Annotated in this window: 25 protein-coding genes; 5 read left to right on the forward strand and 20 right to left on the reverse strand. The window is 38.6% G+C overall.

Annotated elements, in window-relative coordinates:
• Window positions 1-58: 58 nt before the first annotated feature.
• The 10 genes from KIV10_RS00865 to KIV10_RS00910 all read right to left on the reverse strand — a co-directional run bounded on the left by KIV10_RS00865 (window position 59) and on the right by KIV10_RS00910 (window position 11,242).
• Window positions 59-1,984: a M1 family metallopeptidase gene (locus tag KIV10_RS00865; protein WP_214111598.1), complete on the reverse strand. Its 1,926-nt coding sequence runs from the start codon at window positions 1,982-1,984 to the stop codon at window positions 59-61.
• 54 nt (window positions 1,985-2,038) lie between these two features.
• The gene (locus KIV10_RS00870) at window positions 2,039-3,298 is read right to left on the reverse strand and encodes a cation:proton antiporter (RefSeq protein WP_214111599.1); all 1,260 of its coding nucleotides are present in this window, start codon (window positions 3,296-3,298) and stop codon (window positions 2,039-2,041) included.
• 68 nt (window positions 3,299-3,366) lie between these two features.
• Window positions 3,367-4,023: an HAD family hydrolase gene (locus KIV10_RS00875; protein ID WP_214111600.1), complete on the reverse strand. Its 657-nt coding sequence runs from the start codon at window positions 4,021-4,023 to the stop codon at window positions 3,367-3,369.
• 58 nt (window positions 4,024-4,081) lie between these two features.
• Window positions 4,082-6,391 carry an FdhF/YdeP family oxidoreductase gene (locus KIV10_RS00880; RefSeq protein WP_214111601.1) on the reverse strand — a complete coding sequence of 770 codons (2,310 nt, stop codon included), beginning with the start codon at window positions 6,389-6,391 and terminating at the stop codon, window positions 4,082-4,084.
• A gap of 66 nt (window positions 6,392-6,457) precedes the next feature.
• Window positions 6,458-6,829, reverse strand: coding sequence for a DUF7009 family protein (locus KIV10_RS00885; RefSeq protein ID WP_214111602.1), 372 nt, complete (start codon window positions 6,827-6,829; stop codon window positions 6,458-6,460).
• Window positions 6,813-7,664 carry a formate dehydrogenase accessory sulfurtransferase FdhD gene (gene fdhD / locus KIV10_RS00890; RefSeq protein WP_214111603.1) on the reverse strand — a complete coding sequence of 284 codons (852 nt, stop codon included), beginning with the start codon at window positions 7,662-7,664 and terminating at the stop codon, window positions 6,813-6,815. Before fdhD ends, KIV10_RS00885 begins: the two co-directional genes overlap by 17 nt.
• Before the next feature lie 84 nt (window positions 7,665-7,748).
• Entirely contained in the window at window positions 7,749-8,162 is a 414-nt protein-coding gene (locus KIV10_RS00895) for a DUF6691 family protein (protein WP_214111604.1), read from the reverse strand.
• A gap of 4 nt (window positions 8,163-8,166) precedes the next feature.
• A complete protein-coding gene (locus KIV10_RS00900) occupies window positions 8,167-8,724 on the reverse strand; it encodes a YeeE/YedE family protein (protein WP_214111605.1) in 558 nt (185 codons plus the stop codon).
• 114 nt (window positions 8,725-8,838) lie between these two features.
• Window positions 8,839-9,876, reverse strand: coding sequence for a cytochrome d ubiquinol oxidase subunit II (gene cydB / locus KIV10_RS00905; RefSeq protein WP_214111606.1), 1,038 nt, complete (start codon window positions 9,874-9,876; stop codon window positions 8,839-8,841).
• Window positions 9,877-9,886: 10 nt separating this feature from the next.
• The gene (locus tag KIV10_RS00910; protein WP_214111607.1) at window positions 9,887-11,242 is read right to left on the reverse strand and encodes a cytochrome ubiquinol oxidase subunit I; all 1,356 of its coding nucleotides are present in this window, start codon (window positions 11,240-11,242) and stop codon (window positions 9,887-9,889) included.
• A gap of 206 nt (window positions 11,243-11,448) precedes the next feature.
• Here KIV10_RS00910 and KIV10_RS00915 point away from each other — a divergent pair, with 206 nt between their 5' ends.
• The 5 genes from KIV10_RS00915 (at window position 11,449) to KIV10_RS00935 (ending at window position 15,042) form a co-directional block, all read left to right on the forward strand.
• Window positions 11,449-11,766 carry a hypothetical protein gene (locus KIV10_RS00915; protein WP_246516148.1) on the forward strand — a complete coding sequence of 106 codons (318 nt, stop codon included), beginning with the start codon at window positions 11,449-11,451 and terminating at the stop codon, window positions 11,764-11,766.
• A 128-nt stretch (window positions 11,767-11,894) separates the two neighbouring features.
• Window positions 11,895-12,293, forward strand: coding sequence for a DoxX family protein (locus tag KIV10_RS00920; RefSeq protein WP_214111608.1), 399 nt, complete (start codon window positions 11,895-11,897; stop codon window positions 12,291-12,293).
• 60 nt (window positions 12,294-12,353) lie between these two features.
• Complete coding sequence (locus tag KIV10_RS00925) at window positions 12,354-12,776, forward strand: sulfur reduction protein DsrE (RefSeq protein WP_214111609.1); 423 nt, start codon at window positions 12,354-12,356, stop codon at window positions 12,774-12,776.
• 2 nt (window positions 12,777-12,778) lie between these two features.
• On the forward strand, window positions 12,779-14,437 hold the full coding sequence (locus KIV10_RS00930; RefSeq protein ID WP_214111610.1) for a bifunctional metallophosphatase/5'-nucleotidase: 1,659 nt from the start codon (window positions 12,779-12,781) through the stop codon (window positions 14,435-14,437).
• Window positions 14,438-14,445: 8 nt separating this feature from the next.
• Window positions 14,446-15,042: a TlpA family protein disulfide reductase gene (locus tag KIV10_RS00935; protein WP_214111611.1), complete on the forward strand. Its 597-nt coding sequence runs from the start codon at window positions 14,446-14,448 to the stop codon at window positions 15,040-15,042.
• A 72-nt stretch (window positions 15,043-15,114) separates the two neighbouring features.
• On the opposite strand, the gene KIV10_RS00940 is transcribed toward KIV10_RS00935, so the two are convergent.
• The 10 genes from KIV10_RS00940 to KIV10_RS00985 all read right to left on the reverse strand — a co-directional run bounded on the left by KIV10_RS00940 (window position 15,115) and on the right by KIV10_RS00985 (window position 24,567).
• On the reverse strand, window positions 15,115-15,714 hold the full coding sequence (locus tag KIV10_RS00940) for a class I SAM-dependent methyltransferase (RefSeq protein WP_214111612.1): 600 nt from the start codon (window positions 15,712-15,714) through the stop codon (window positions 15,115-15,117).
• A gap of 3 nt (window positions 15,715-15,717) precedes the next feature.
• Window positions 15,718-16,440 (reverse strand): class I SAM-dependent methyltransferase, encoded by a 723-nt coding sequence (locus KIV10_RS00945; RefSeq protein WP_214111613.1) that lies wholly within the window; start codon window positions 16,438-16,440, stop codon window positions 15,718-15,720.
• Between the two features lies 1 nt (window position 16,441).
• Window positions 16,442-17,755, reverse strand: coding sequence for an APC family permease (locus tag KIV10_RS00950; RefSeq protein WP_214111614.1), 1,314 nt, complete (start codon window positions 17,753-17,755; stop codon window positions 16,442-16,444).
• Window positions 17,756-17,769: 14 nt separating this feature from the next.
• Entirely contained in the window at window positions 17,770-18,219 is a 450-nt protein-coding gene (locus KIV10_RS00955) for a methyltransferase family protein (protein ID WP_214111615.1), read from the reverse strand.
• Entirely contained in the window at window positions 18,216-19,547 is a 1,332-nt protein-coding gene (locus tag KIV10_RS00960; RefSeq protein WP_214111616.1) for an MBL fold metallo-hydrolase, read from the reverse strand. The genes KIV10_RS00955 and KIV10_RS00960 overlap by 4 nt, the downstream gene beginning before the upstream one ends.
• Window positions 19,548-19,632: 85 nt before the next feature.
• Window positions 19,633-20,943: an NAD(P)/FAD-dependent oxidoreductase gene (locus tag KIV10_RS00965; protein WP_214111617.1), complete on the reverse strand. Its 1,311-nt coding sequence runs from the start codon at window positions 20,941-20,943 to the stop codon at window positions 19,633-19,635.
• A 269-nt stretch (window positions 20,944-21,212) separates the two neighbouring features.
• Entirely contained in the window at window positions 21,213-22,631 is a 1,419-nt protein-coding gene (locus KIV10_RS00970) for an MBL fold metallo-hydrolase (RefSeq protein ID WP_214111618.1), read from the reverse strand.
• A gap of 62 nt (window positions 22,632-22,693) precedes the next feature.
• Window positions 22,694-23,497, reverse strand: coding sequence for a sulfite exporter TauE/SafE family protein (locus tag KIV10_RS00975; RefSeq protein WP_214111619.1), 804 nt, complete (start codon window positions 23,495-23,497; stop codon window positions 22,694-22,696).
• Between the two features lie 61 nt (window positions 23,498-23,558).
• The gene (locus tag KIV10_RS00980) at window positions 23,559-24,185 is read right to left on the reverse strand and encodes a Crp/Fnr family transcriptional regulator (RefSeq protein WP_214111620.1); all 627 of its coding nucleotides are present in this window, start codon (window positions 24,183-24,185) and stop codon (window positions 23,559-23,561) included.
• Window positions 24,169-24,567 carry a DUF983 domain-containing protein gene (locus tag KIV10_RS00985; RefSeq protein WP_214111621.1) on the reverse strand — a complete coding sequence of 133 codons (399 nt, stop codon included), beginning with the start codon at window positions 24,565-24,567 and terminating at the stop codon, window positions 24,169-24,171. The genes KIV10_RS00980 and KIV10_RS00985 overlap by 17 nt, the downstream gene beginning before the upstream one ends.
• Window positions 24,568-24,623: the final 56 nt, after the last annotated feature.

The following is a 24,623-nucleotide window of genomic DNA, read 5'->3' on the forward strand; positions in this document are numbered from 1 at the left end:
TCTTAAGAAAAAAGCCGCTAGTTGATATTTAGCGGCTTTTCAATCTGTTTCAAAAACATTATTTGTTCCAGGTATCGTTTAGAATATTTACATCTGGAAGCATTTTATCCGGATCCATTTCAACCCTGATAACTTCTTTTGATGATTTCAGGAAATAATCCCAAGAATTTCCGCGTTGCCAGATTTCAACAGGAAGCTTTTTTATTTCTGAAGTATTATCAGCATAGATTACTTTGAAGGTAACTGGCATCGGTATTTGCCCACTGTTTTCAAAAGTAATTATTGAACCGCCCGGTTGCGTAGTAACATCGGTGACGCCCAAATCGATATTTCCATTTCCGAAGAACCAGCCTTTCCAAAACCAAGACAGGTCTTCGCCGGCCACATTTTCTATATGGTTGAAAAAATCATTGGGCTGTGGATGCTTGAACGCCCATGTTTTAATGTAACTATTGAAGGCATTATCGAATCTTTCGGCGCCCAAAATATATTCGCGAAGGATAAATAGTCCGGCTGCGGGTTTGTAATACGCAGTATATGCCAGGTTGCGCGCGTTTGCAACGTCCGGATAGGTATCAATGCCCTCGCGGTTTTCAAAAGTAAGATATCTATTGAGGTTTCGTGGTTTGTTTACCGTTGTGGGAAATTCGCCATTATTGAATGCCTCCGTGCTGTAATTATTCACAAACGTATTGAAACCCTCGTCCATCCAGGGATAGCGACGCTCGTTGCTGCCAACAATCATTGGGAACCAATTATGGCCAAACTCGTGATCTGTAACATCCCACAAATCTGCATCTCTGCTTTGATAATGGCAAAAACTCACGCCCGGATATTCCATTCCGCCCACGCTAGCCGCCACATTTATGGCATTTGCGTACGGATAAGGAAAATATGTTTTGGAATAAAATTCAATGGACGCCTTTGTGAATTCGGTAGAACGGGACCAAGCCATCGCACCATCGCTTTCCTTTGGGTAAACTGACTGTGCCAATGCGGTTTTATTATCGGGAAGATTGATTTTCGCGGCATCCCAAATAAACGCTTTTGAAGCTGCCCAAGCTACATCGCGTGTATTTTCCATTTTATATTTCCACGTAAGCGTACCATTATTTTTTGTGTGGGCCGCTGGTTTTCCCACTTCATCGGGTTTAATTATGTAAACCGTTTTATCACTTTTTGAAGCTTGGGAAAATCGTTCCTGTTGCGTTTTAGTGAGCACATCATTCGGGTTTTGTAAAACTCCGGAGCCAACCACGGTAAGACTTGCCGGTGCAGTAACTTGATAATTGAAGGTTCCATATTCGCAGTAAAATTCGCCCGCGCCCAAATAAGGATCTGTATTCCAGCCAACCACATCATCAAAAACGGCAACGCGTGGATACCATTGGGCAATTGCGTAGATGGTTCCTTCAGCGACGTTCAACCTTCCCATTCTATCCATTCCTTCAACGGGAACCTTAAAACTGAAATTCATTTTAATATCTACTTCACCCCCTTTTGCAGCAAGAGGTTTATCCAAAAACACCTGCATCCGTGTATCTGAAATAATATATTTCGAAGAAGTACCGGATTTTGTTTTCGCTGAAATATTGGTCAATTTGAAGCCGCCTTCCACATCACCATTGTAACGGTTTCCTTCAATAGGCGTTGTCAATGTTCCTCGTGAATTTTCAGTAAAACGATTTTGTTCCAAGAAAAGCCACACAAAATCCAATGTTTCTGGACTATTGTTGGTATAATGAATTGTTATATCACCTGAAATCATATTGGTTTGATCATCCAGCGAAACATTGATGTCATAATCTGCCGCATTTTGCCAATATTCCGGTCCGGGCTTTCCGGACGCCGTGCGATATACATTGCCCTGGCGATACGTAAAATCATTAAACAGATGCTGATTGTCTGGATTTACTTCCTGTGCATTTGTGGAAATAATAGAAAGGAGCAGTGCGAAAAGCAAGCTGCTTTTAAGGTACTTCATTTGTTCATTTTTTAATGTTGCGAAGGTAATGTAATTGTCAAAATAAAAATAGCATTAAACCTCCTGCTGTTTAACACGAGGAACCAATCGGTTTACGAGTTTTCCAACCGTGAGTCCCTGTGCGAATATGGAAAAAACTACAACAACATAGGTTACAACCAGAAAAAACTCGCGATGCATTTGCTCTGTAAGACCCAAAGCCAAAGCAATGGAAATACCCCCACGCAATCCTGCCCAAGTCATAATTAGCCCCGTGTGCGGAACAAATTTCAATTTTTCCTTAAAGAAATTTACGGGAAACAATAGCGAAATATATCGGCATCCCAAAACTATTGGGATTGCAACCACCCCAGCGATTATGTACGTTGTTTCCAGAGAGAGGACAAGCATTTCCATTCCTATTAAAACAAATAGAACCGTATTCAAAAGAATGTCTGCGAGCTCCCAAAATTTATCGACGTAGGTTTCTGTGGTTTCGCTCATAGCACCCTGTCTCACAATATCATTTCCTATAAAAAGTCCAGCAGCTACCATTGCCAGAGGTGCGGAAACGTGCGTGAAATGGGCAATTGCGGTTCCCAGCATTACTGTAGCAAGGGTTATAATCACTTCAATATCATAATCATTTATTGATTTTAAAAGTTTATATGTTCCCCAGCCCAAAACCAAACCGAGCAGAATTCCACCAATCACCTCTGTGCCAAATAACTGGAGAACTCCCAAAGCAGTAATTTCTTGCTCCCCAAATGAGGCAATTTGAAAAATAGTCAAAAACAAGACTACGCCAATTCCATCGTTGAATAGGGATTCTCCAACGATTTTGGCCTCCAAATTTTTGGGAACTCCGGCCTTTTTCATAATTCCCAATACCGCAATGGGATCAGTGGGAGAAATAAGCGCTCCGAAAAGGAGGCAATAAATATATTCAACTGAAAGTGGTGTAAGCTGAAGCAAAAAATATAGAACCGTACCCACCAAAAAAGTTGACATCAGTACCCCAAGCGTAGAGAACATTAATATAGGCCAGCGCTGCACCTTTAGCTGTTCAAAGTTAGTATGGAGCGCCCCCGCAAAAAGCAAGAAACTCAACATAACATCTAAGAGAATGGTTCTAAAATCAATTTTTTCGATTATATATTTTTCAGCATTTAATAGTGTTGGGTCTATATAACTTAAAGCAAAAACCCCAAATGTGAAGAGAATGGTAATCAACATAAGCCCAATGGAATTGGGCAGTTTCAAAAAGCGCACATTGATGTAGCCGAAAATGGCAGCCAGCGTAATTATGATTGTTGCAATAGAAAAATAGTCCATACGGGAGTTTTGTTACTTCTAAAACTACTAATAATCCCTGAGAATTTTCAGCTCAAGGGAAATTTGCTTCAGACTAAATGTGAAATTTTATCATATTCAATTTCGGAAAAATTCTGTATCACCAAATCCGCCTTTCCATAATCCTGATTTTTGGAATGGAGACTATTATAACCCACACAGAAAATTCCTGCTGCCTTCGCCGCCTCAATCCCATTGGTAGAATCCTCAATAACAATACATTCACCCGTTGAAAATCCAGTAACCTGCGCGGCTTTGATGAATATTTCAGGATGCGGTTTTGATTCCTTTAAATCCGCGCCGCTCAATTTTGCAATAAAATATTTATCCAAATCAAACCGCTTAAAAATACTGTTGATATTTGGCATGGATGCTGAAGACGCCAATACCAGTTTCATTCCGTGGTTATAGTAATTCTGAATTAAGGGAAGTACGCCATCCAAAAGACTTAATTCCGCATCATTTTCAAAAAGGTATTTAAAATGCTTTCTTTTGATAGCCATTAAATCTGAAGGATCGCGGCTCAGTTGAAATTCGGAACATAAAAATTTGCAGATATTTTCGGTAGACTGCCCGGTAAAACCTTCGTACATTACGGGATTCACTTCGATTTCAACATCACTGAACATATTGTGGTAGGCTTTTTTGTGAAGCGGTTCCGTGTCCACGATTACGCCATCCATATCAAATATTACTGCTTTAAGCATACTCAGGTTTTTTTGCGAAGGTAAAAAGACTCGAAGGTTGAAAGCTTGAATTTTTTATTTATTTTGAATGCTTCCGCACTTCAATAATTACAGATTTGCTGGTTGGCGTGTTGCTCTTTTCCGCTACGGATTTTATGGGAACAAGAACATTAGTCTCCGGAAAATACGTAGCCACGCATTGCTTTGGAATGTCATATTCAATGACTAAAAAATTTCTGGCTACGCGTTCCCTGCCATCACTAAAATTGAACAAATCTACTTGCTCGAGGTGTTTCAGGTTATGTGCATCCATATCTTCCCTATTCATCAAAATAACCCTGCGCTCGTTTTTAATTCCTCGGTACCTATCATTTAAACCATAAATGGTAGTGTTGTATTGATCGTGACTGCGGATGGTTATCATCAATAATTCATTTTCTTTTATATGAAATGGCGAAATATGTGTTATTGAAAAATTTGCTTTGTTGGTTTCCGTAGGGAAATAACCTTCCCGCGCAGAATTGGGCAAATAAAATCCACCGTAATTACGCACCCGCTTGTTATAATCCTCAAATCCCGGAATTGTAACTTCAATGGCATCCCGAATGGCGTCATAATTGCCCATATATTTTCTCCACGGAATTTTTTCGTTTTCCTTCAAAACTGCGATTGCCATTTTACAGATGAGTTCGGGTTCGCTCAGCAATTCTTCGCTTATGGGTTTTAAAACACCTTGACTTCGCTGGATTACGCCCATTGAATTTTCACAGGTAACAAATTGTTTTTCCCCGTTTTGCAAATCTTCGTCGCTTCGGCCCAAGACTGGAAAAATTAAAGCTTCTTTTCCTGTAACCAAATGGCTTCTGTTCAATTTTGTACTTACGTGCACCGTAAGATCACACTGTTGAAGCGCCTTTGCCGTATATTGAGTATCTGGGGTCGCGCTCAAAAAGTTTCCGCCCATACCCATAAAAATCTTGCATTCGCCGCGGTGCATTGCTTCAATGGAATCTACCACATCATGTCCATATTCCTTGGGAGGTATAAACCCGAAATTTCTCTCAAGATTTTCCAATAGCCAGTCCCAAGGCTTTTCATAAATACCCATCGTTCTATCGCCCTGCACGTTGCTATGGCCACGCACGGGGCACGTGCCCGCTCCGGGTTTGCCTATACTCCCTTTTAAAAGAAGCGTATTCACCAATTCCTTTATGGTATCAACGGAATTTTTATGCTGTGTGAGACCCATAGCCCAGCACGTAATAATTTTGTTTGAATACTTTATCGTTTCAACAACTTCCTTGATTTTGGACAATGGAATTCCACAGGTTCCTGCGAGCAGATCCAAATCCTGTTGCATCAAATGATTTTTGTATTCCCCGAATCCGTGGGTATCTTCGGCAATAAATTTTTTATCTAAAATTTTCCCCGGTTCTTTTTCCTCTTCCAAAATCAATAATTTATTGATAGCTTGAAAAAGTGCCATATCACCATTAATCTTTACCGGCAAATGGATATTTGAAATGGTTGTTCCTATCCCCAACATTCCGCTAACGGACTGTGGATCGGCGAAAGCGGAGAGTCCAGTTTCAGGTAAGGGATTTACAGCAATAATACATGCACCATTCTTGTGCGCTTTTTCCAGAGCGCTGAGCATCCGTGGGTGGTTTGTCCCTGGATTTTGGCCGAGGATAAAAATCACCTCGGCCTCGTATAAATCTTCCAGTTTTACCGAGCCCTTTCCAATTCCCAATTGTTCGCCCAATGCCACGCCACTGCTCTCGTGGCACATGTTGCTACAGTCCGGTAAATTATTTGTTCCAAAGGCACGCGCAAATAACTGGTATAAAAATGCAGCTTCATTACTTGTGCGGCCGCTGGTATAAAAAATAGCCTCATCTGGAGTTTCCAAACCATTTAAATGTGTCGCAAGAATTTTAAAAGCTTCATCCCACGCAAGTGGCTGATAATGGGTTCCATTTTTAGGCAAATACATGGGTTGGGCAATACGTCCGCTTTTCCCGATTTTATAATCGTCCCAATCAGACATTTCAGCAATGGAATATTTTTTAAAGAAAGCAGGGTCCAAAATTTTTGTGGTAGCTTCCTCGGCCACGGCCTTAGCTCCATTTTCGCAATACTCAGCTATGGAACTGCGATGGTCGTCCGGGTCTGGCCACGCACAGCCTGGGCAGTCGTACCCATCAACTTGATTCAATTTTTGAAGCGCAATAAATCCGCGCGAAACGTTCATTTCTTCAAGAATATGTTTGGCGGTGGAGGCTACAGCTTCAAACCCCGCAGCAGTTTTATACACTTTTCCCAGTTTAATGTCCTTTAATTTCTCGGGATTTTCTGGATGTATGGCTTTATTTTCTTTTTCTGACAAAATTTTAAAATTTAAATATTTCTCAAGTTACATTTTTTTGGGAAGACTTATCTTTTCAGAAAATCCTTAACAAATGGATTTTTTATTCTCATACATATCAGATTGATCTTCATCTGTGGCATCGATGCACTCCAAATCTTTTTCTATCAACAGTGAAAGTTGAGAATCCATTCCATTATTTTGTGTTCCGCGAATGGTGATTTCTTCGGTTTCGGTAAGAATTTCGGCGTCACGTAAAGGAATTTGAATTGTTATTTTTCCCTCTTTGAATTTTGCTGAAATTTCAGTGTAAGCAGTATCGCTTCGCAATTCGTATTCAAAAATTTCAACTTGGGAAAATTCAGTTTTGCTTGAAACCAAATGATTATCCCTCAAATTCCGAATATCGGTTTTCGTTAACCGAAGCCGGACGCTATTGTCCCTAATTCTTATTTTCATTATTAACTAAATTTAAAATACGCTGCTCGCCGCAATAAACATTACACGAATTTTTTTTCAGAAATCCAACAAGGGTTATATCAAAAGCTAGCGCGGTCTCGATAGCGAGGCTACTGGGCGCGCCAATGGCACAGACGATTTTGACACCCGCCATCGCGGCTTTTTGAATAAGCTCAAAACTTGCCCGCCCGCTGAGCAGTAAGATTGTGTTTGAAAGGGCAAAATTCTGTTTGTCAAAATTTATGAGCTCCGCACCTATAAGTTTATCGAGTGCATTGTGGCGGCCCACGTCTTCCCGAAAGGAAATTAAACTTCCATTTTTGTTGAAAAAAGCAGCAGCGTGGATGCCGCCGGTGCTCACGAATGTTTTTTGTACCTGAAAAAGTTTCTCAGGCAATTGCGCTATTGTTTCCAAATAGATTTTTAACTGAATTTCCTCAATTTCAACGTTGCAAATTTGGTGAATGGCCTCTATGCTTTCCTTTCCGCAAACGCCGCAACTGCTAGTAGTGTAGAAATTACGCTTCAGTTTTTTAAGTTCCGGGGCAAAATTTTCTGCCAAGCGAATCAGAATTTTATTTTCCCCAGCCGAAAAGCTCATTGGTTCGGCAAGATTTTCTTTAGAAAAAATGATGCCTTCCGTTAAAAGAAATCCCACGGCTAGCTCCTCATCATTACCGGGAGTGCGCATGGTTACTGAAAGTGATTGAATTTTCCTTCCCGTTTTTGGACCGTATTCCAATTGAATTTCGAGCGGCTCCTCGATGGCAACGACGTCATTTTTTTCAAAAAAACGGCTTTCTTTACTATGAAAAATCTGTACCTGCTTGATCATTTCAGTAAAGATACCCGAAAAATCCGTATGAAGAGGGTTATTCTGAAATGGAAATTTAGGGGAAAATCGCGCAGACCTTAGGTTTTAATGCGGAAGTTTATCTTTTAGAATCCCATAAAGAAATGTACCGAGCAACGCCCCAAAAATCACAAGTAGGATTAAAGAAAATCCAGCGCCAGCAAGAACGTACATTGGGCCTGGGCAGGCTCCAGCGAGCGCCCAACCCAAACCGAAAATAATACCGCCAAACAGATAACGAACAACGCCTCTGTCCTTTGGGCTTAAACTCATTTCACTGCCGTCCAGCGGTTTCATATTTTTCCTTTTGATTATTTGGACGCCAATAATTCCTAATACCAAAGCAGAACCAATAATACCATACATATGAAAACTATCAAACTGAAACATCTCGTAAATTCGAAACCACGAAGCAGCTTCCGATTTGAACATTATAATTCCGAAGAATATTCCAATAACCAGATATATAAAATATTTCATAATACTAAAAAATTAAGGGATAAATAAAATGTATCATTATTAAACCTCCAATAAAAAAGCCTATGACGGCAATAAGAGAGGGCAGCTGGAGATTGCTCAAACCTGAAATGGCGTGGCCAGAAGTACATCCGCCAGCATAACGAGCTCCAAAACCGACCAATAAGCCACCAATTAAAAGGATGCCAATATTTAATGGGTTTGACAATGCATCTATAGAAAATATCTCTGGAGGAAGGTACGCACTACCAGCACTTGTGATATCATAATCCACTGCCAATTGTTCTGCAGTTTCAGGATTTATTTCTACAGTGTTATCGCTTAAATAATTTGAGGCAATAAAACCACCAATCATCGCACCTAGAACCACCATAAGATTCCAGCGTTCGGCTTTCCAATCGAACCTAAAAAAATCTGATGCTTTACCAGCTCCTACAGCTGCACAAGCAGTCCTTAAATTTGAAGACATTCCAAATTGTTTTCCAACAAAAAGAAGAATGAACATTACCAATGCAATCAATGGGCCTGAAATATACCACGGCCACGGTTCAAATATCCAATTCATATTAACTAATTTTTCTGCAAATATGGTGCTTTCGCGAAAGCATTACAGTAACAAAGGTTACATTAACAAGAATCTTATTTGCGTCCGGAGGATACTGTTTTTTTTATACGTTAATTAATAGCTCGTATCATCTAATTTCACCTTGCCGTGAAAAGTTTTGTATAGAAATAGAAAATATCCTGCCAGTAATGGAGACCCAATCACTACAATCGTCAACATAATTCCCAAAGATTTTTGGGAGGATGCGGCGTTGTAAATTGTGACACTGTAATCAGGGTTTATAGTGGATGGCAATAAAACTGGGTAAAGTTGAAATGCCACCAGCATTAAAAGAAATGCCATAGTCAATGAAGAAAAAATTAAAGCATTTCCGTATTTTTTCTTTGAAACCAATCTAGGGACATTCGCTATGGCTAGAAAAGCTAGAATAGGAAGTGCAAAATATTCTGGATGCTCTTTAAATTTTTCTGTGACGCCTTGCACAAAAATCAATGTATATAGGGTCATCACGGAAAAACTTACAATGAAAAAAATCATTCCTTTTTTCAGTAAAAAAGTTAATCTGGCGTGCAAACGTCCTTCGGTTTTTAATAATAGAAAAATAGCACCTTGAGTCATAAAAAGCGCTAATGTTGTTAAACCTACCATAACGGCATAAGGGCTTAAGAAAGAAAAAAACAATCCTCCCTTATAACTATGGTTCTCTCCTATTTCAATACCTTGAAGAATATTTGCTAAAACAACCCCCAGCAAAAATGATATTGATACGTTTGAAATAAAATAAACAATGTCCCACGTCTTACGCCACCACTTCATCTCCTCTGCGCTTCTAAATTTTATGGCTGAAGAACGCAATACCAAAAACATTAAAAAGAGCATAAAAGGCACATACATTGAAGATAACATTGTGGCATACATTACAGGAAACCCAGCAAATAATGCTCCGGCACCAATAATCAACCACACTTGATTGGCATCCCACAGTGGCCCAATTGCATTGATAGCAATACGCCTGCTCAAGTCTTTTCTGAAAAATAAATGCCACGCTCCGGCACCGTAATCAAATCCTTCTAATATCGCATAGCCGGAAAACAACAAGCCCACTACTAAAAACCAAAGTGTTGGATAATCTATACCTAAAAAAGTTTCCATACCAATGCGTTTATACGTATTTTAAAAATTCATCGGGATTTTTAGCTTCATCATAAGGCCCGTGCTTTATCTTTTTGTTGACAGAATAGATAAATAATAGGAAAAGTATGGTATAAACTACCAAAAACAATATCAATGAAAATAATATTTGATTTGAAGACACCTCCTGCGAAAAGCCTTCATCTGTTCTTAAATGTCCATAAACAATCCAAGGCTGCCTTCCCATTTCCGCAGTAAACCAGCCCACTTGATTTGCTATTTGCGGTAAAAGCACGGAAAACGCAAAAATCTTAAGTAGCCACTTTTTCTCAAACAGTCCACCTTTCCACCATAAATAACTGGCGTATAATGTAAGGGCTATTAAAAGCATTCCAATGCTTATCATAATATGATAAAACTGGAAAACTGCATTCACCTGTCCGGGTCTGTCTTCCTTTTGAAATGCATTTAATCCTGTTACGGGCGCTTCAAAATCTTGGTCAATCATAAAGGATAAACCGCCAGGAATCTTTAAACCCGTTACCTCTTGGGTTTTATCATTCACCCAACCAAACAAATATAAATCCGCCGAACCACTCTCTTCATAGTGACCTTCCATTGCAGCCAGTTTGGCAGGTTGGTGTTCAGCAACAACTTCTGCAGAACGATGCCCTGAAAGTAATTGCGTCAAAGAAACAATTGTTGCTAAAGCTAATGCGATTTTAAATGCCTTTTTTGAAATTTCAATATATCTTCCCTTAAGCAGGTAATATGCGTGAACGCTCAAGACTAAAAATGCACCAGCCAAAAAAGCACCTTGCCAAACGTGAATAATTCTATCTACACTGGAAGGATTAAAAACCATTGCCCAAAAATCAGTTACTTCCGCTCGCGCGTTAAACCCTTCCCCTACTATATGGTAACCTGCAGGCGTTTGTTGCCAACTATTAGCCACCACAATCCAAACCGCTGAAAACATAGAGCCTAAAAACACCCCTATGGTCGAAATGAAATGAACTTTTGGTGAAACCCTGTTCCACCCAAATAATAGAATCCCTAAAAAGGCACTTTCCAAACCAAAAGCAAACAACCCTTCGGCAGCCAACGCGCTTCCAAAGATATCGCCAACATATCGAGAATACACAGACCAATTCGTGCCAAATTCGAATTCCATAATGATGCCAGTAGCCACGCCTATACCAAAAGTAATAGCGAATATTTTCAACCAAAAACGGGTTAAAATCTCATATTGCTTATTGCCTGTTTTCAGGTACATTCCTTCCATAAAAACCATAATCAATCCAAGACCAATACTCAAAGGCGGATAGATGTAGTGAAAGGCGATGGTAAATGCGAATTGTATTCTGGCAAGAATTTCTACATCCATAATATGTTAATATTTTGTTACAAATTTAAAAAAATATGTTTCCAAGCTTTGTAACATAAGTAACCTTATTGGGGATAATATCGATTCAAATTATATAAAATAGATATAAGTAACAAAGGTTACCAAGGGCAACTTTCATTTCTTATATTTTTGTTCCAATCGTGAAAACTAAAACTCACATAGCAGTGTTTCTCACTTTCATCTTTATGGCAAAATTTCTTGCTATAGATGCCAATGGATTAAATATTTTATTCAGTGGAAGCGATATCACATTTGTAAAACCACATTGCAAAAAGAAAAATTCCGCAAAAAATTTAAAGTCCACCTCATCATTTTCAGAAGGGGATAATACAACTTCAGAATTTATCAGTTTAAGTGGTTTTTGTACTTCACAATTTCAGTTGGAGTTGTTCACTTGGGAGATAGTTAGCCCAAAGCCCATTGCAATTTTCAACGAGCATTTCACTTCCCACTTAAGTTATCGCTACTTGGATAACGATTCACCTCCTCCTCGATTGGCTTAAATACCATTACCTTTTTCAAAATAGGTTTCGGTGCTTCATTGCTATATGTTTGTGCGAAAGAAATTTCGCTGATTCAAATAAATTACAAAATGACACCGGAAAATTCAATCCCTTAAAACATATTTACAATGACGACAAAAATTTTAGTAAGCCGTCGTTCCATTCAGCTATTGCGCGTATTGGTTAGCGGTATATTTCTCGTTGCGGGTTTTAATCACCTTATCAATATTAAAGAAACCGCCCAACGTATAGAACAGGCCAGTTTTAAAGGTATCGCGCTTTTTTTTGGCGAACCTGAATGGCTTATAATTCTATCGGGAATTGCTATGCTTGTAGCTGGTTTTTTCTTCCTTATAGGTTATAAAACCAAATGGGCGGCCATTGTATTGATGGCGGTATTAATCCCTATCACATTAACTATTCAAGTGGGCCAGATAACCACACTTGGTCCGTTATTTAAAAACGTAGCAATTTTTGGTGGACTTATATTTTTTGTAATGAATGACACCAGTAACCTTTTAAAATAAACAAAAATGAACCGAGCCTTTTGGCGAACACATTTTACCAAATTATAAAAACAAATCAAAATGAAAACATACATCTTTAGTTCAGTAATTTTAATGTTGACCCTTTTTAGTACAGCTAATATCCAAGCACAACAAATTGACAACACCAAAAACAATTATGTGGTATTGACTAAAAAAGTGCCTCAACTACAGCCTATAATTCTAACGGCTGAATCTCTCAAGGCTGAAGAAGGCGATGCCTTCGGCGATTTTCAAGTTATTATCTGTGGCAAGGAAATAGGCGAGATTATTGATGCCGATAAAATAAATGACTTTATCACAAAAGCCGAAAAAGCTGGCGTGAAAATAATTGCCTGTGGCTTTTCACTCAATAAATTCAAAGTAGATAAAACCAAAGTCCCAAAAGAAATTGAGGTTGTTGAGAACGGAATTCTTTACAACTTTCAGCTTCAGAAAATAGGGTATAAAAGTATAAGTTTATGATTATGATATCATTTAAAAAATATCTTGTAAAGGCTTTTTTAGTAATGGGAATAATCTTCGGAATGGTTTCTTGTAAAACAGAAAAATCGAATGCAGTGGAAACTAATGAATCAGTTAAAGACACATTGAGTATAACGATATTACAGACAGCGGATATACACGGACAATTAGACACCCATCCTGAATTATTTTGGGAAAATGAAAAGGTAGTATTTAAAAACCGTGGCGGTCTTGCAAATATTAAAACCCTTTTTGACCAAGAACGAGTGAAAAACCCAAATAGAACTATTATTGTAGATGGTGGCGACCTTATACAAGGTAGTGGTTATACTGCATTATCTGAAGGAAAAGTGATGACTGATATCATCAAAAATATGGGCTATGACGTCATCATTCCCGGCAACTGGGAAGTGGTTTACGGTAAAGATATGATGATGGAAGTAATGAAAGGGTACAACACACAGGTCATTGTCCAAAATATGTATCACGATGACAATAAAGAACCCTTATTTTCAGCCTCTTGGGTTAAGGAAATCGAAGGAATACGTATAGGGTTCATTGGTATAAACGACCCAGATGTGCCCATTAGACAAAACCCCATTTTTAGCAAAGGAATTGGCTTTAGTGGGCTGGATGATAATCTCAAGAAAATGGTTGACGATTTTAAGGTCAAAGAAAAAGTAGATGTTTTGTTTTTAATAACACATCTTGGAATTTTCAAACAAGTTGAACTTGCCAATAATTCTATATCAGAACACGCAGATTATATATTGGGTAACGACACCCACGAACGTGTGCGCAAACCCATACAAGGCAAATATGCAAAGGTTACCGAACCTGGCGCATTCGGTTCTTTTGTAGGTAAGTTAACCTTGAATTTTGTGGATGGGAAATTGGTAGATGATGATTATGAACTCATTGATGTTGACCCAGAAGTTTTTCCGGCCAATGAAGAAATACAGAAACTTGTTGATAAGGAAAAAGCACCCTACAAAGATCATCTGGAAACCGTGATAGGATATACCGAGACACCCCTCTATCGCTACCTAACAGTAGAGAACCCTATGGACAATATGATTACCGATGCAGCCCGTTGGAAGACAGGTGTAGATATTTCCATTTCAAACGGTTTTCGATTTGGTAATCCCATCGTTCCTGAAAATGGAAAACCAGCACCCATTACAAGAGCCAATCTTTGGAATTTGCTTCCTGTAAACGAAAAGGTGAAAACCGGAAAGGCGAGCGGAAAGCAAATCAGAGATTGGTTGGAAAAGGAAATGCACAATGCCTTTGCACAAAATCCTACTGAACGTTTTGGCGGTTGGCTGGTGCGTTTTTCGGGTATGGAAGTAAATTTTAATAGCCAAAATGAAAGAGGTAACCGTATTAACACAATAACCGTAAACGGCGAACCAATGCAAGATGATGAATATTACACCATTTCTGCCTGTGTCCGACCTGGTGACCCACTTGATAATTTGTGCAGGATGCCAAATGTGAAAGATGTTGAAGTAAAGGATTACACCATTCACGAGGTAGTGGAAGAATATTTAAAAGAAAACTCGCCAGTATCTCCAATATTAGAAGGAAGAGCCTATTGCGAATATCTTGGCGAATATTCCTTTTCAACTGTTCCCAAAACCGATTATAAATTTCAATAAAAAAAAATATGGACAATAAGAAAAAGAAAACGTGGATTCAGTATGGCATTTTTGCTGTGGTGGTAATTTTCCTTTATGCAACCGGACTACATACCGAGGTCATTGGTTTTGCACAACGTGGGCTCTTGGCAACCGGATTAATGAACCCTGATGTGGAAGAGATTGCCGAGAACACAAGTGTTGAAAACAGAATTGTAGCAAAAGCAGATTATAATCTGGATTTAATAGATAAGAATGGAAAGATTGTACCGCTCAAAAAGTTCAAAGGAAAAGTCATATTTTTAAACTTCTGGGCAACTTGGTGCCCGCCTTGCGTAGCCGAAATGCCAAGTATTGAAAAATTGTACAGGAATATGGGTAACGAAGTAGAATTTGTAATGCTCTCTTTTGATAACAATTTTGAAACCGCTAAAGAGTATGTGAAGCGCAAAGAATATGATTTGCCCATATATTCTGCGGCCAGTACTATTCCTGATATGTATGATTCAAATGCCTTGCCTACAACGTATGTTATTGACGCAAATGGAAATCTTGCATTGACACATCAAGGAATGGCTGATTACAATAATGAAGAATTCAAAGAATTTCTGAAAAATTTGAAGTGAATATATTGTCCAACAAAAAAACCGCATTGAATTTTGTTCTCGATGCGGTTTTCTTTTTAAAAGTTATAATCCCTATTTTATTCCCACAAATCGAATTACTTCAGCTTTTCCCTTGTGATGATTACCTTCAGAAAGCTCAATGGCTTCCTCCTTTAATAATTTAAAGTCGAGTTGTGACAATTCCGTTTTTATTTCCTCAATGGAAAATAACATTTCTTCATTTTTTGGACCACCCGAAGCATTTCCCAATTGTGCTTTTGCAAATGCTTCAAAAATAACAAAACCACCCGGTTTTAAAAACTGCATCAAATGCAGATGCGCTTGGTTGCGTATTTCTGCCGGAAAATGGGCATAGCACAAGCCGATGGCATCAAATTTTACATCGCTCTGAAATTCCAAAACATCTGAAATTTCATAGTGGATGTGAACTTGTCTTTCTTTGGCTAAAGCCAATGCTTTTTCTTTGCCATTTTCACTAATATCAAAAGCAGTTACATCCCAGCCTTGGGAAGCGGCATATACCGCATTGCGACCTTCGCCTTCGGCAGGCAACAGAATACTGCCTGATTTTAATGTATCAATCTGTGCTTTAAAAAAATCATTTGGCTGTGTACCATAAATATATTCTTCGTTGCTGAAGCGTTCGTTCCAAAAATCTGCTGGATATTCCATCTATTACTTTGCTCTGACAATGAATTGATACGGCAATAAATCGGTATTGACATCAAGCTCTGTGTAGCCTGCTTCTTTTAGTTCTTTTTTTACTGTTTCCAAATTAATTTTATGATTGACTGGCGGTCCTACAGGCAATTCCTTTTTAAAGTAATCGATAACTACTAATTCGCCTTCAGGTTTAATTCCTTGTTTGACTTTTGCAAAATACTCGCTACGGTTTTCTATGTGGTGGTAGGTATTTACAATCAAGACCATATCGACTTCTCCATCGGCTAAATTTGGACTGTCATAAGGAATTTTACGAAGCTCTATGTTCTCAAGATTATTGTCTTCAATGCGTTTTTGCAGGGCTGCTTGGAATTCATCATCCACATCAGCAGCGATGACTTGAGCGCCTTTTTCAGCCAGTTTTACCGAAAAATATCCGGAACCTGCACCTATGTCCATAATCTTTTTACCTTCTAAATTACCCAAATATTCAAGGACGAGTTCAGGCTTTTGGTAAGCATCTCGCTCTGGTGACTCGAAACGTTTGATTAGGTCTTCGGTAGACGAACGGTGCATATACTCATTTGCCGTTTTAGTACTGTCGTGTGAATGGTGATTTCCGTCGTGTTCCGTGGTCTGTTCGGCATCGTGGTTGTCACTCTTCTTGTTCTGTTCCTTACAAGCTGAAAGTGCCAATAGCAAGCTTGTGGCAAGTAAAAAATGTTTTGTTTTCATTTTATTTAGTTTTTAAGTTATTGTTCATTTTAATGCTTATTACATAGGTTGCCAATCCCAAAAGGATATTAGCGAAACCCACTATTATTTCAAACGGACTGTTCATAAACGCATAGACAATCATCCATAAGGATAAAGTAATAAATATGAGTTGAAAAAGTGGAAATAGCGGACTTTTATAGCTGCCTGTTTGTGTCTTTCTATTCTGGTATCTCAATTTGAAAACCCCTAAAACGGTTGCCATAGAGGATATGGTCAACAGGATACCGCAGTAAATCAATATCTGTTCAAAAGTTCCTGTTAGAATTAACAGCGCACTTATGGCAAATTGCAACCACAAGGCTCTTTGCGGAATGTTGTTCTTTTTAATTTTGAAATACTTCCAAAACGTATGGTCTTTCGCAATGCTAGACGTTACCCTTGAACCTACCCACACCATTGCGCTTATACCTGACACTAATAGCAATGAAATGGCCAGCCCAAATACTTTTCCAACACCAGTACCGAGCATTTTGTTCATTGCGATGGTTCCTACGTCCAGTTGCCCTTTCAATTCTGGGATGGGCACGTGTTTTAGGAAAACATATTGCAGGAAGGTGTACAATAATGTTACCAACAGGGTACCACCTATTAATGCAATGGGCAAAGACTTTTTGGGATTATTGAATTCTTCGGTAATATAAGCGGCTGCATTCCAGCCCGAATAGGAATAACTGACATAAATAAGGGCAACTGCAAACGCAGGTGAAATGAGATTTGAATAATCGGAATTAGTTAAAAATCCTGAATTATCAAAAGTTGGTTCCAACCAAACGCCAATGCCGATGAGCGTAATTATCAAAACAACTTTGAAGAAGGTGCTGACATTCTGAAACTTTGAGCTTACCTTTAAATTTCTGGTATGGATAAATGTGATGATTGCCACGATTGCGATACTGGTCCATTTGGGGTTCAACTCAAAAAATGGAAAATACGCCACAAATGCCATTGCAGATAAGGCTATCGGTGCGGCAAAACCAACGGTAATTGAAATCCAACCCGATAAATACCCGATAAGTGGATGAAACAACTTGGTCAAAAACGCATATTCGCCACCCGAACGTGTGATATGGGTGCCAATTTCCGCATAGCTAAACGCACCAGATAATGCAATCACACCACCCAATACCCAAAGCATCAATATTAAGGTAGGATTACTTAAGTCTTTCAGTTGAAAGCCCAAACTGGTAAATGCACCTGTCCCAATCATATTGGCCACCACCAGGGCAAGCCCTGTAAGTGTGGTGATTTTGTATGTTTGGAACTGTTTTGGCATCTTATTTTGAATGGTTAAATAAACCTTCTCGTCCGTTTTTTATAATTCTGATAAGAAGGAAATTTTTGTAAAAGCAACTGCTCTTCATATTTCGATTTAAAATAGAACAGGATGCTCAACAATAATACAATCAACATTTTATACAATGATTCGCGATATAGCGCGTAACCCAGACCAGAGGAAATCAATGCCGTATATATGGGATGTCTTGCGATTGCGAAAGCACCATTGGTAATCAATGTACTGTTTGCTACTGGTGTGGGAAATGGGGAAAGCTTCGTGTTGATTTGTAGCAAGGCTACCAAACCCAAAACCACACCCAACCCTACAATGACCAAACCCGAATAGCGTAACCATTCGGGTAGATTCATTGGTACAAGGCGTATCTTTAATATGTAGGCGGCAAAAAGCAATAACTGGATGCCTACAAAAAGATAGTCCTTACTTGACTTCGGTACATTCAATTTTTAAAATGTTCTATATCATCACTCAAATCATAAACCGTCACACCATTCAATTTTTTCTGAAGAATACTACTTCCAGCGGCGCTCCTATAACCACCAGCGCAATGCACTACGATAGGTTTGTCCGTCGGGATTTCATTTGCTGTGTCCCGAAGTTCATTCAGCGGATGTGAAATAGCACTATCAAAGAATTTGCCTTCTTCCACTTCGCTTGTGTTGCGAATGTCAACAATGGTGTAGTTGTCAGTATTTTTTTTGAAATCTTCCAAATCCAATGTTTCCGTTTTAACCAGATTTTCATCAGAAAGTGTAATGACTTTGTTTAGCAATTTTTCGTAACCGATTTTTGCCACACGGTGCAACATTTTGTCTTTGTTTTCTTTGCTGTCAATAACAAGTGTGAATGTTTCTTCCGGTTTTATAATGGAACCCAACCAAGTTTCAAATTTTGCATTTTCAGAAACGGCTTGTATGTTAAAACTTCCTTTTAAATGCCCTTTTTTAAAGGTTGCCTCATCCCGCATATCTACAATTAAACCTTCCGCTTTGGAATTTTCAGTAAAAGGGATTTTTTCAATGGATGGTTTTAAATCATCAGCTCCGGCTTTGTTCGTGTCCACATCAAAACCGAAATAATGTGGAATAAAGGGTTGCCCGTCAAGAATGGTATTCATAAATTCCTGCTTGGATTGCTTTTTGAACGCCCAATTGCCCATACGTTCGTTTCCGAGTGTGCTGCTATTGGCTTCACTTAAATTCTTTCCGCAGAGTGAACCGGCTCCGTGGGCTGGATAAACCAAAGCATCGTCTGGCAAATCGTTGAACTTCGTAGTAATAGTTTCATACATCATTTCAGCCAATTCTTCACGCTTGGCTTTCATATTTCCTGCCTTTTCACGTAAATCGGGGCGGCCAACATCGCCAATAAACAAGGTGTCACCAGTAAAAAGTGCCGTTTCATTTCCTTCGGTAGCCACAATGGTAATACTGTCGGGCGAGTGGCCTGGGGTGTTGATTGCTTTAAGGGTGACATTTCCCAACTGGATGCTATCGCCTTCATCAAAAGGATTGTGCGGATAATCAGCACCCAATTTTTCACTATTATAAATGGTGGCACCTGTTTTTTTGTGAATTTCAAGATGCGAGCTCACAAAATCTGCGTGCGGGTGTGTTTCGATTACTGCCACAATTTCGGCATTGTTCGCTTTCGCAAAATCATAATACTGTTCGGGATTGCGCTCTGGGTCTATTACCGCCATTTTTCCATTGCTTACAATAGCATAGGAATAATGCGCGAGTGGTTTGTATTCAAATTGTTTGATATTCATAATTTCTAAATTTTTTATAAAAATAACAAAGGTTACAAACAATGGTTGTAACCTTTGATACATTAATCAATCTTTTACGACTTCGCTATACGTCTTTGCCTTTCAACATTTTATTCCAATACAAATATGGAAGTCCATATTTTTTCAGCATCCACAAACGCCAGTGTTCTTTGGAACTATCTGAAATGAACATATTTTTCAATTTAGGATCTGGGATGAAATTTTGATCATAGTCAAATTCTGCCAAAACCATTTTCCCGTAATCGGTGACTAGCGGGCAAGAAGAATATCCGTTATAAGATTGCGGGCCAATTTTATTGGATTTAATCATAAGGCCAATATTATCAACTACAATAGGCACTTGCTTTCTGATTGCAGCACCGGTCTTGGCGGTTGGCAATCCTGCAACATCGCCAAGGCTAAAGATGTTGGCATATTTTTTATGTTGCATGGTGTGCTTATCAACATCTACCCACCCCGTTTCATTTACCAAATTTGAATTTCTCACAAAATCTGGCGCTACACTTGGTGGTGCGGTGTGTAGCATATCATAGTGAATGCCATAGCGCTCACCGTCGCGGGAAACGTTTACATCTTTGTAATTGTACTGAAAAGAATCATCCAGCTTCAAATTGCTATTTCTGTCTTTCGGCAACACAACGCAGCCACCAATGCTTACGTCTTTCCCCAATTCATACCAAGCAATTTTCTTTTCACCATCTACAGCCACGAGTTTATGGTAGAACCGGACATTAATATCCTTTCTGTCAATAACCTCCATCAATGTTTTTGCAATTTCCTTTACGCCGAAAATAACTGTACCACCCGTAGCAAAAATCACGTTGGTATTTTTTCGAACTCCACTTTTTCTAAAATGACTTTCTGCCAAATACATGATTTTTTGAGGTGCACCACCGCATTTTATGGGTGTTGTAGGCTGTGTAAACAAAGCCGTTCCTCCTTTGAAATTTTTTATAACGTTCCAGGTATGTTTTGGATTGGTGTAATTACTGCATACCACGCCTCTATCTATTGCTTCCCCAAGACCGGGAACCAAACTAAAATCGTATGCCAAACCTGGCGCAACCACGAGATAATCATAGGTTATATCACCAGATTTTGCCGTACTTACCATATTATTTTCAGCGTTAAAACCTGTGGCCTTATCTTTTATCCATTCTGCACTTTTTGGCATAACATCTGCCATGGGCTTTCCAGTTTTATCATAATCATAAGTGCCAGCCCCTACGAGCGTCCAAGCAGGTTGATAATAGTGCGTGTCAGCCGGTTCAATAATCGCCACACTTTTGGAAATATTTTGTTTTAAAATTTGTGCTGCGGTCATTATTCCAGCGGTTCCCCCGCCTATGATAAGTATTTGATGATGTGTTGCCATAATTTCGTTATTAGTATCAGCATTTGAAAATATAAATTAGAACTTAGTAATTGAGTAACATTTGTTACATTTCTCGGAAAACAATTTCCAATTTTATGTTCTTAGCCAAAATTTATTACAATTCTTTTTTATGACAACTCTAAAAATTTACTTTAGAAATTTAACTTAGTGCAGTTGGAATTTTGAGGAAACCAGTATAAGGTATTTATTTTATTCTTAAAAAAAGCGACAATTACTCGTCGCTTTAAATACCAAAAATATTAAAAGAATTACTTGAAAGTTGATGGGCAAACATAAGCCGTAGTCTCCACTCCTGCTTCTTTAATTGCCTTGAAGCCACCTTGTATGTCAATTAAATTATGGATGCCGCGACTTTTTAAAATGGATGCCGCGATCATACTGCGATAGCCGCCAGCACAATGCACAAAAAAGGTCTCGTTTTTCGGATATTCTGCCAAATGATTATTTAAGGTAGACAAAGATGTGTTAGTTGCATTGAGTACATGTTCACTTTGAAATTCGGAAGGTTTTCTCACATCGAATACTTGAATATTTTTTTGAGTGTCCTCTTCAATTTGTTTGAATTCGCTTGCAGGAATAGATGTAATTGTATCATATTCCTTTGAAGCCTTTTTCCAAGCTTCAAAGCCGCCTTTCAAATAACCAACTGTATTATCAAAACCTACGCGGGATAATCGCGTAAGCACTTCTTCGATGCGGTCCTTATCCGAAACTAAAAGTATAGGTTGCTTTACATCTTTTATTAAATCTCCAACCCACGGCGCAAAATCACCATCGATACCAATGAATATGGAACCGGGGATATGACCTTTAGCAAAGTGACTTTGATGGCGTACATCTAGAATTACAGCCCCTGTTTCATTGGCAACGGCTTCAAACTCGTTAGGACTAAAATTTCTTTTCCCTCTTTTCAATACATTCTCAATATTTTCATATCCTTCCTTATTCATTTTTACATTCATTGGGAAATAAGCTGGTGGTGGCAAAAGACCGTCGATTACTTCCTTAATAAATTCTTCTTTGGTCATATCGGCACGCAGTGCATAATTCATCTCCTTTTGATGACCAAGGGTATCTACGGTTTCTTTCATCATATTTTTACCGCACGCAGAACCTGCGCCATGAGCCGGATAAACCATTACATTATCTTCCAATGGCATAATTTTGTTGCGCAAACTATCATATAATTTACCCGCCAGTTCTTCCTGTGTCATGTGTGCGGCTTTTTGAGCCAAGTCCGGGCGACCCACATCTCCTAAAAACAGGGTATCCCCTGTAAATATTGCGTGATCTATTCCCTTTTTATCCTTTAATAAATAGGTAGTACTTTCCATGGTATGACCTGGTGTGTGAAGCACGACAAAAGTGAGTTCGCCCAGTGTAAATTTTTGACCGTCTTTTGCTGTGATAGCTTCAAAATTTGGATTGGCATTGGGCCCATAGATAATGGGTGCGCCGGTTTTCTCAGATAGCGTAACGTGACCCGAAACAAAGTCTGCATGAAAGTGTGTTTCAAAAATGTACTTAATTTTAGCACCGTTGGCATCAGCTTTGTCTAAATAGGGCTGCACTTCGCGCAATGGATCAATAATAGCCACTTCTCCTTGGCTTTCAATGTAATAAGCTCCCTGAGCCAAACATCCAGTATAGATTTGTTCAATTTTCATAATTTATACCATTTAAAATTTCTTCTTAAGAGAATAACATTTATTATTTAAACACTTAAATATCACAAAGTGACTTCTTTGTAGATAATATATATACCCATAATGAGTACGAACCAGCCAAATGCCTTTTTGAGCTTTTTGCCATCAATAAAATTATTTAGCCAGATACCTATAAATATTCCTATTACGGAAATTGAGGTAAATAGTATTAAAAAATACCAGTCTATGGAATAATTCTGTACATCTCCCAAAAACCCGATCAATGAGTTAATGGCAATTATAAAAAGAGAAGTGGCAACAGCATTTTTCATAGGCAATCTTGCCAAAAGGACCAATGCCGGAATGATTAAAAACCCTCCTCCTGCGCCAACCATACCAGTTATAATTCCTATAAAAAAACCTTGTGCCATCAATAAGAAGTGATTCGACTTTTTTTCAGGAATTTTATTATCAAGTTTTTTGTTTCCATTGCGAATCATTGTAATGGAAGCCAAAAGCATTATGACAGCGAAGAATATCATAATGGCTAAATTTTTAGTAACTGTAAAATCGCCGATTTCAAAAAGTTGAAGTGGAATTGAAGGAATTAAATAAGCCCTGGTTACATAAACAGCCGTAAAAGCCGGAATAGCGAAAATAATGGCAGTTTTAAAATTCACCCTGCCTTTCATCATATTTTTAAGAGCTCCCACAAGGGAAGTTGTGCCAACTACAAATAATGAATACGCTGTAGCTATTACCGGATTGAACGAAAGCGCATAAACTAAAATGGGTACTGTAAGTATGGAACCTCCGCCACCAATTAACCCTAAGACAAGGCCAATGAAGAGCGCCCCAAAGTATCCAAAGATTTCTAAAATATCCATTTAATTGTTTATTGAATGAAACAAAATTAATGGACTTGCTGAATAGGTTTTGTAACCGATGTTACAGGACTTCAATAAAACTGCGGTGCAGCTTTATTTTTTTTTCGTTTTCCATTTTTTTAAGTAGCCTGGAGATTACCACACGGCTCGTATGCAAGTCTGAAGCAATTTCTTTATGTGTTGTATAAATATGCTTACTATTTATAAGTCCAATTTTATTCTGGATGTAATTTTCCAAACGTTCATCCATATTGTTGAATGCAATATTATCAATACTTTCCAGCATTTCCATCATTCTTGCATGATAGCTAGAAAATACGAAGTTTCGCCAAGATTTATACTTGCGGGACCATTCTTCCATCATCCCTACGGGCACCATAAGAAGTTTTATATCAGTTTCGGACACAGCGTGTATTTCACTTTTGGTATTGCCTATACAGCAACTCATTGTCATTGCACAGGTATTCCCTTTTTCAAGATGGTAAAGCAACAATTCATCGCCATCCCCGTCTGGTCGCATTATCTTGATGCTGCCCGACAACAACAAGGGTATTGATTTTATGTATTGGCCAGGTTTCATTAGGTCTTTTCCTTCGGGAAGTTCCATAAAAGTTCCCACTTGGTTGATTTCCTCCAAAAGTTCATTTTCAAAAAGAGAACCATAATATTTTTTAAGTTCTAGAATCATTATTTACTTTTTTAGCAATTTCAGGATTGTATTTAAAAAAGAAATGAGCCCAAATAGATTTGGAAACCGCTCCAATATAAGGCATTAACAGAAACAATCCCAAAACTATATAACCAAATATGGCAAGAGGGTTTTCCGCCAAACCCGTGAAGTAAGTTATAATGAAAACTGCAATGGCAACTGCTGTGCCTACTGCGTACGAAACGTACATGGAGCCCGTATAAAAAGCTGGCTCTATATGAAATTTTAGGCCGCACTTTGGGCATTTCTCCCGCACTCTATTCGTTTCTGAAAGTTTATATGGATTTGCCGTGAGTAAATTTCCTTGCCTGCATTGTGGGCATTTCAAAAATAAAGTGGAGTAGAGATATGATTTTTTCAAAATGGAAAGTTTATTTCAAAAATACGTGAATGCGATTTGAAATTTGGTAACAGATG

It is taken from the genome of Aequorivita echinoideorum (assembly GCF_018476645.1).
GTDB lineage: Bacteria > Bacteroidota > Bacteroidia > Flavobacteriales > Flavobacteriaceae > Aequorivita > Aequorivita echinoideorum.

What these genes read in the sequence shown, in the direction of transcription:
- KIV10_RS00950 (WP_214111614.1), bottom strand. Translation starts at nt 17,755, where the DNA reads ATGCCAAAACAGTTCCAAACATACAAAATCACCACACTTACAGGGCTT.
- KIV10_RS00925 (WP_214111609.1), top strand. Translation starts at nt 12,354, where the DNA reads ATGAAAACATACATCTTTAGTTCAGTAATTTTAATGTTGACCCTTTTT.
- KIV10_RS00910 (WP_214111607.1), bottom strand. Translation starts at nt 11,242, where the DNA reads ATGGATGTAGAAATTCTTGCCAGAATACAATTCGCATTTACCATCGCC.
- fdhD (WP_214111603.1), bottom strand. Translation starts at nt 7,664, where the DNA reads ATGATCAAGCAGGTACAGATTTTTCATAGTAAAGAAAGCCGTTTTTTT.
- KIV10_RS00975 (WP_214111619.1), bottom strand. Translation starts at nt 23,497, where the DNA reads ATGGATATTTTAGAAATCTTTGGATACTTTGGGGCGCTCTTCATTGGC.
- KIV10_RS00980 (WP_214111620.1), bottom strand. Translation starts at nt 24,185, where the DNA reads ATGATTCTAGAACTTAAAAAATATTATGGTTCTCTTTTTGAAAATGAA.
- KIV10_RS00865 (WP_214111598.1), bottom strand. Translation starts at nt 1,984, where the DNA reads ATGAAGTACCTTAAAAGCAGCTTGCTTTTCGCACTGCTCCTTTCTATT.
- KIV10_RS00960 (WP_214111616.1), bottom strand. Translation starts at nt 19,547, where the DNA reads ATGAATATCAAACAATTTGAATACAAACCACTCGCGCATTATTCCTAT.
- KIV10_RS00900 (WP_214111605.1), bottom strand. Translation starts at nt 8,724, where the DNA reads ATGAATTGGATATTTGAACCGTGGCCGTGGTATATTTCAGGCCCATTG.
- KIV10_RS00935 (WP_214111611.1), top strand. Translation starts at nt 14,446, where the DNA reads ATGGACAATAAGAAAAAGAAAACGTGGATTCAGTATGGCATTTTTGCT.
- KIV10_RS00930 (WP_214111610.1), top strand. Translation starts at nt 12,779, where the DNA reads ATGATATCATTTAAAAAATATCTTGTAAAGGCTTTTTTAGTAATGGGA.
- KIV10_RS00945 (WP_214111613.1), bottom strand. Translation starts at nt 16,440, where the DNA reads ATGAAAACAAAACATTTTTTACTTGCCACAAGCTTGCTATTGGCACTT.
- cydB (WP_214111606.1), bottom strand. Translation starts at nt 9,876, where the DNA reads ATGGAAACTTTTTTAGGTATAGATTATCCAACACTTTGGTTTTTAGTA.
- KIV10_RS00940 (WP_214111612.1), bottom strand. Translation starts at nt 15,714, where the DNA reads ATGGAATATCCAGCAGATTTTTGGAACGAACGCTTCAGCAACGAAGAA.
- KIV10_RS00915 (WP_246516148.1), top strand. Translation starts at nt 11,449, where the DNA reads ATGGCAAAATTTCTTGCTATAGATGCCAATGGATTAAATATTTTATTC.
- KIV10_RS00920 (WP_214111608.1), top strand. Translation starts at nt 11,895, where the DNA reads ATGACGACAAAAATTTTAGTAAGCCGTCGTTCCATTCAGCTATTGCGC.
- KIV10_RS00970 (WP_214111618.1), bottom strand. Translation starts at nt 22,631, where the DNA reads ATGAAAATTGAACAAATCTATACTGGATGTTTGGCTCAGGGAGCTTAT.
- KIV10_RS00885 (WP_214111602.1), bottom strand. Translation starts at nt 6,829, where the DNA reads ATGAAAATAAGAATTAGGGACAATAGCGTCCGGCTTCGGTTAACGAAA.
- KIV10_RS00895 (WP_214111604.1), bottom strand. Translation starts at nt 8,162, where the DNA reads ATGAAATATTTTATATATCTGGTTATTGGAATATTCTTCGGAATTATA.
- KIV10_RS00965 (WP_214111617.1), bottom strand. Translation starts at nt 20,943, where the DNA reads ATGGCAACACATCATCAAATACTTATCATAGGCGGGGGAACCGCTGGA.
- KIV10_RS00870 (WP_214111599.1), bottom strand. Translation starts at nt 3,298, where the DNA reads ATGGACTATTTTTCTATTGCAACAATCATAATTACGCTGGCTGCCATT.
- KIV10_RS00875 (WP_214111600.1), bottom strand. Translation starts at nt 4,023, where the DNA reads ATGCTTAAAGCAGTAATATTTGATATGGATGGCGTAATCGTGGACACG.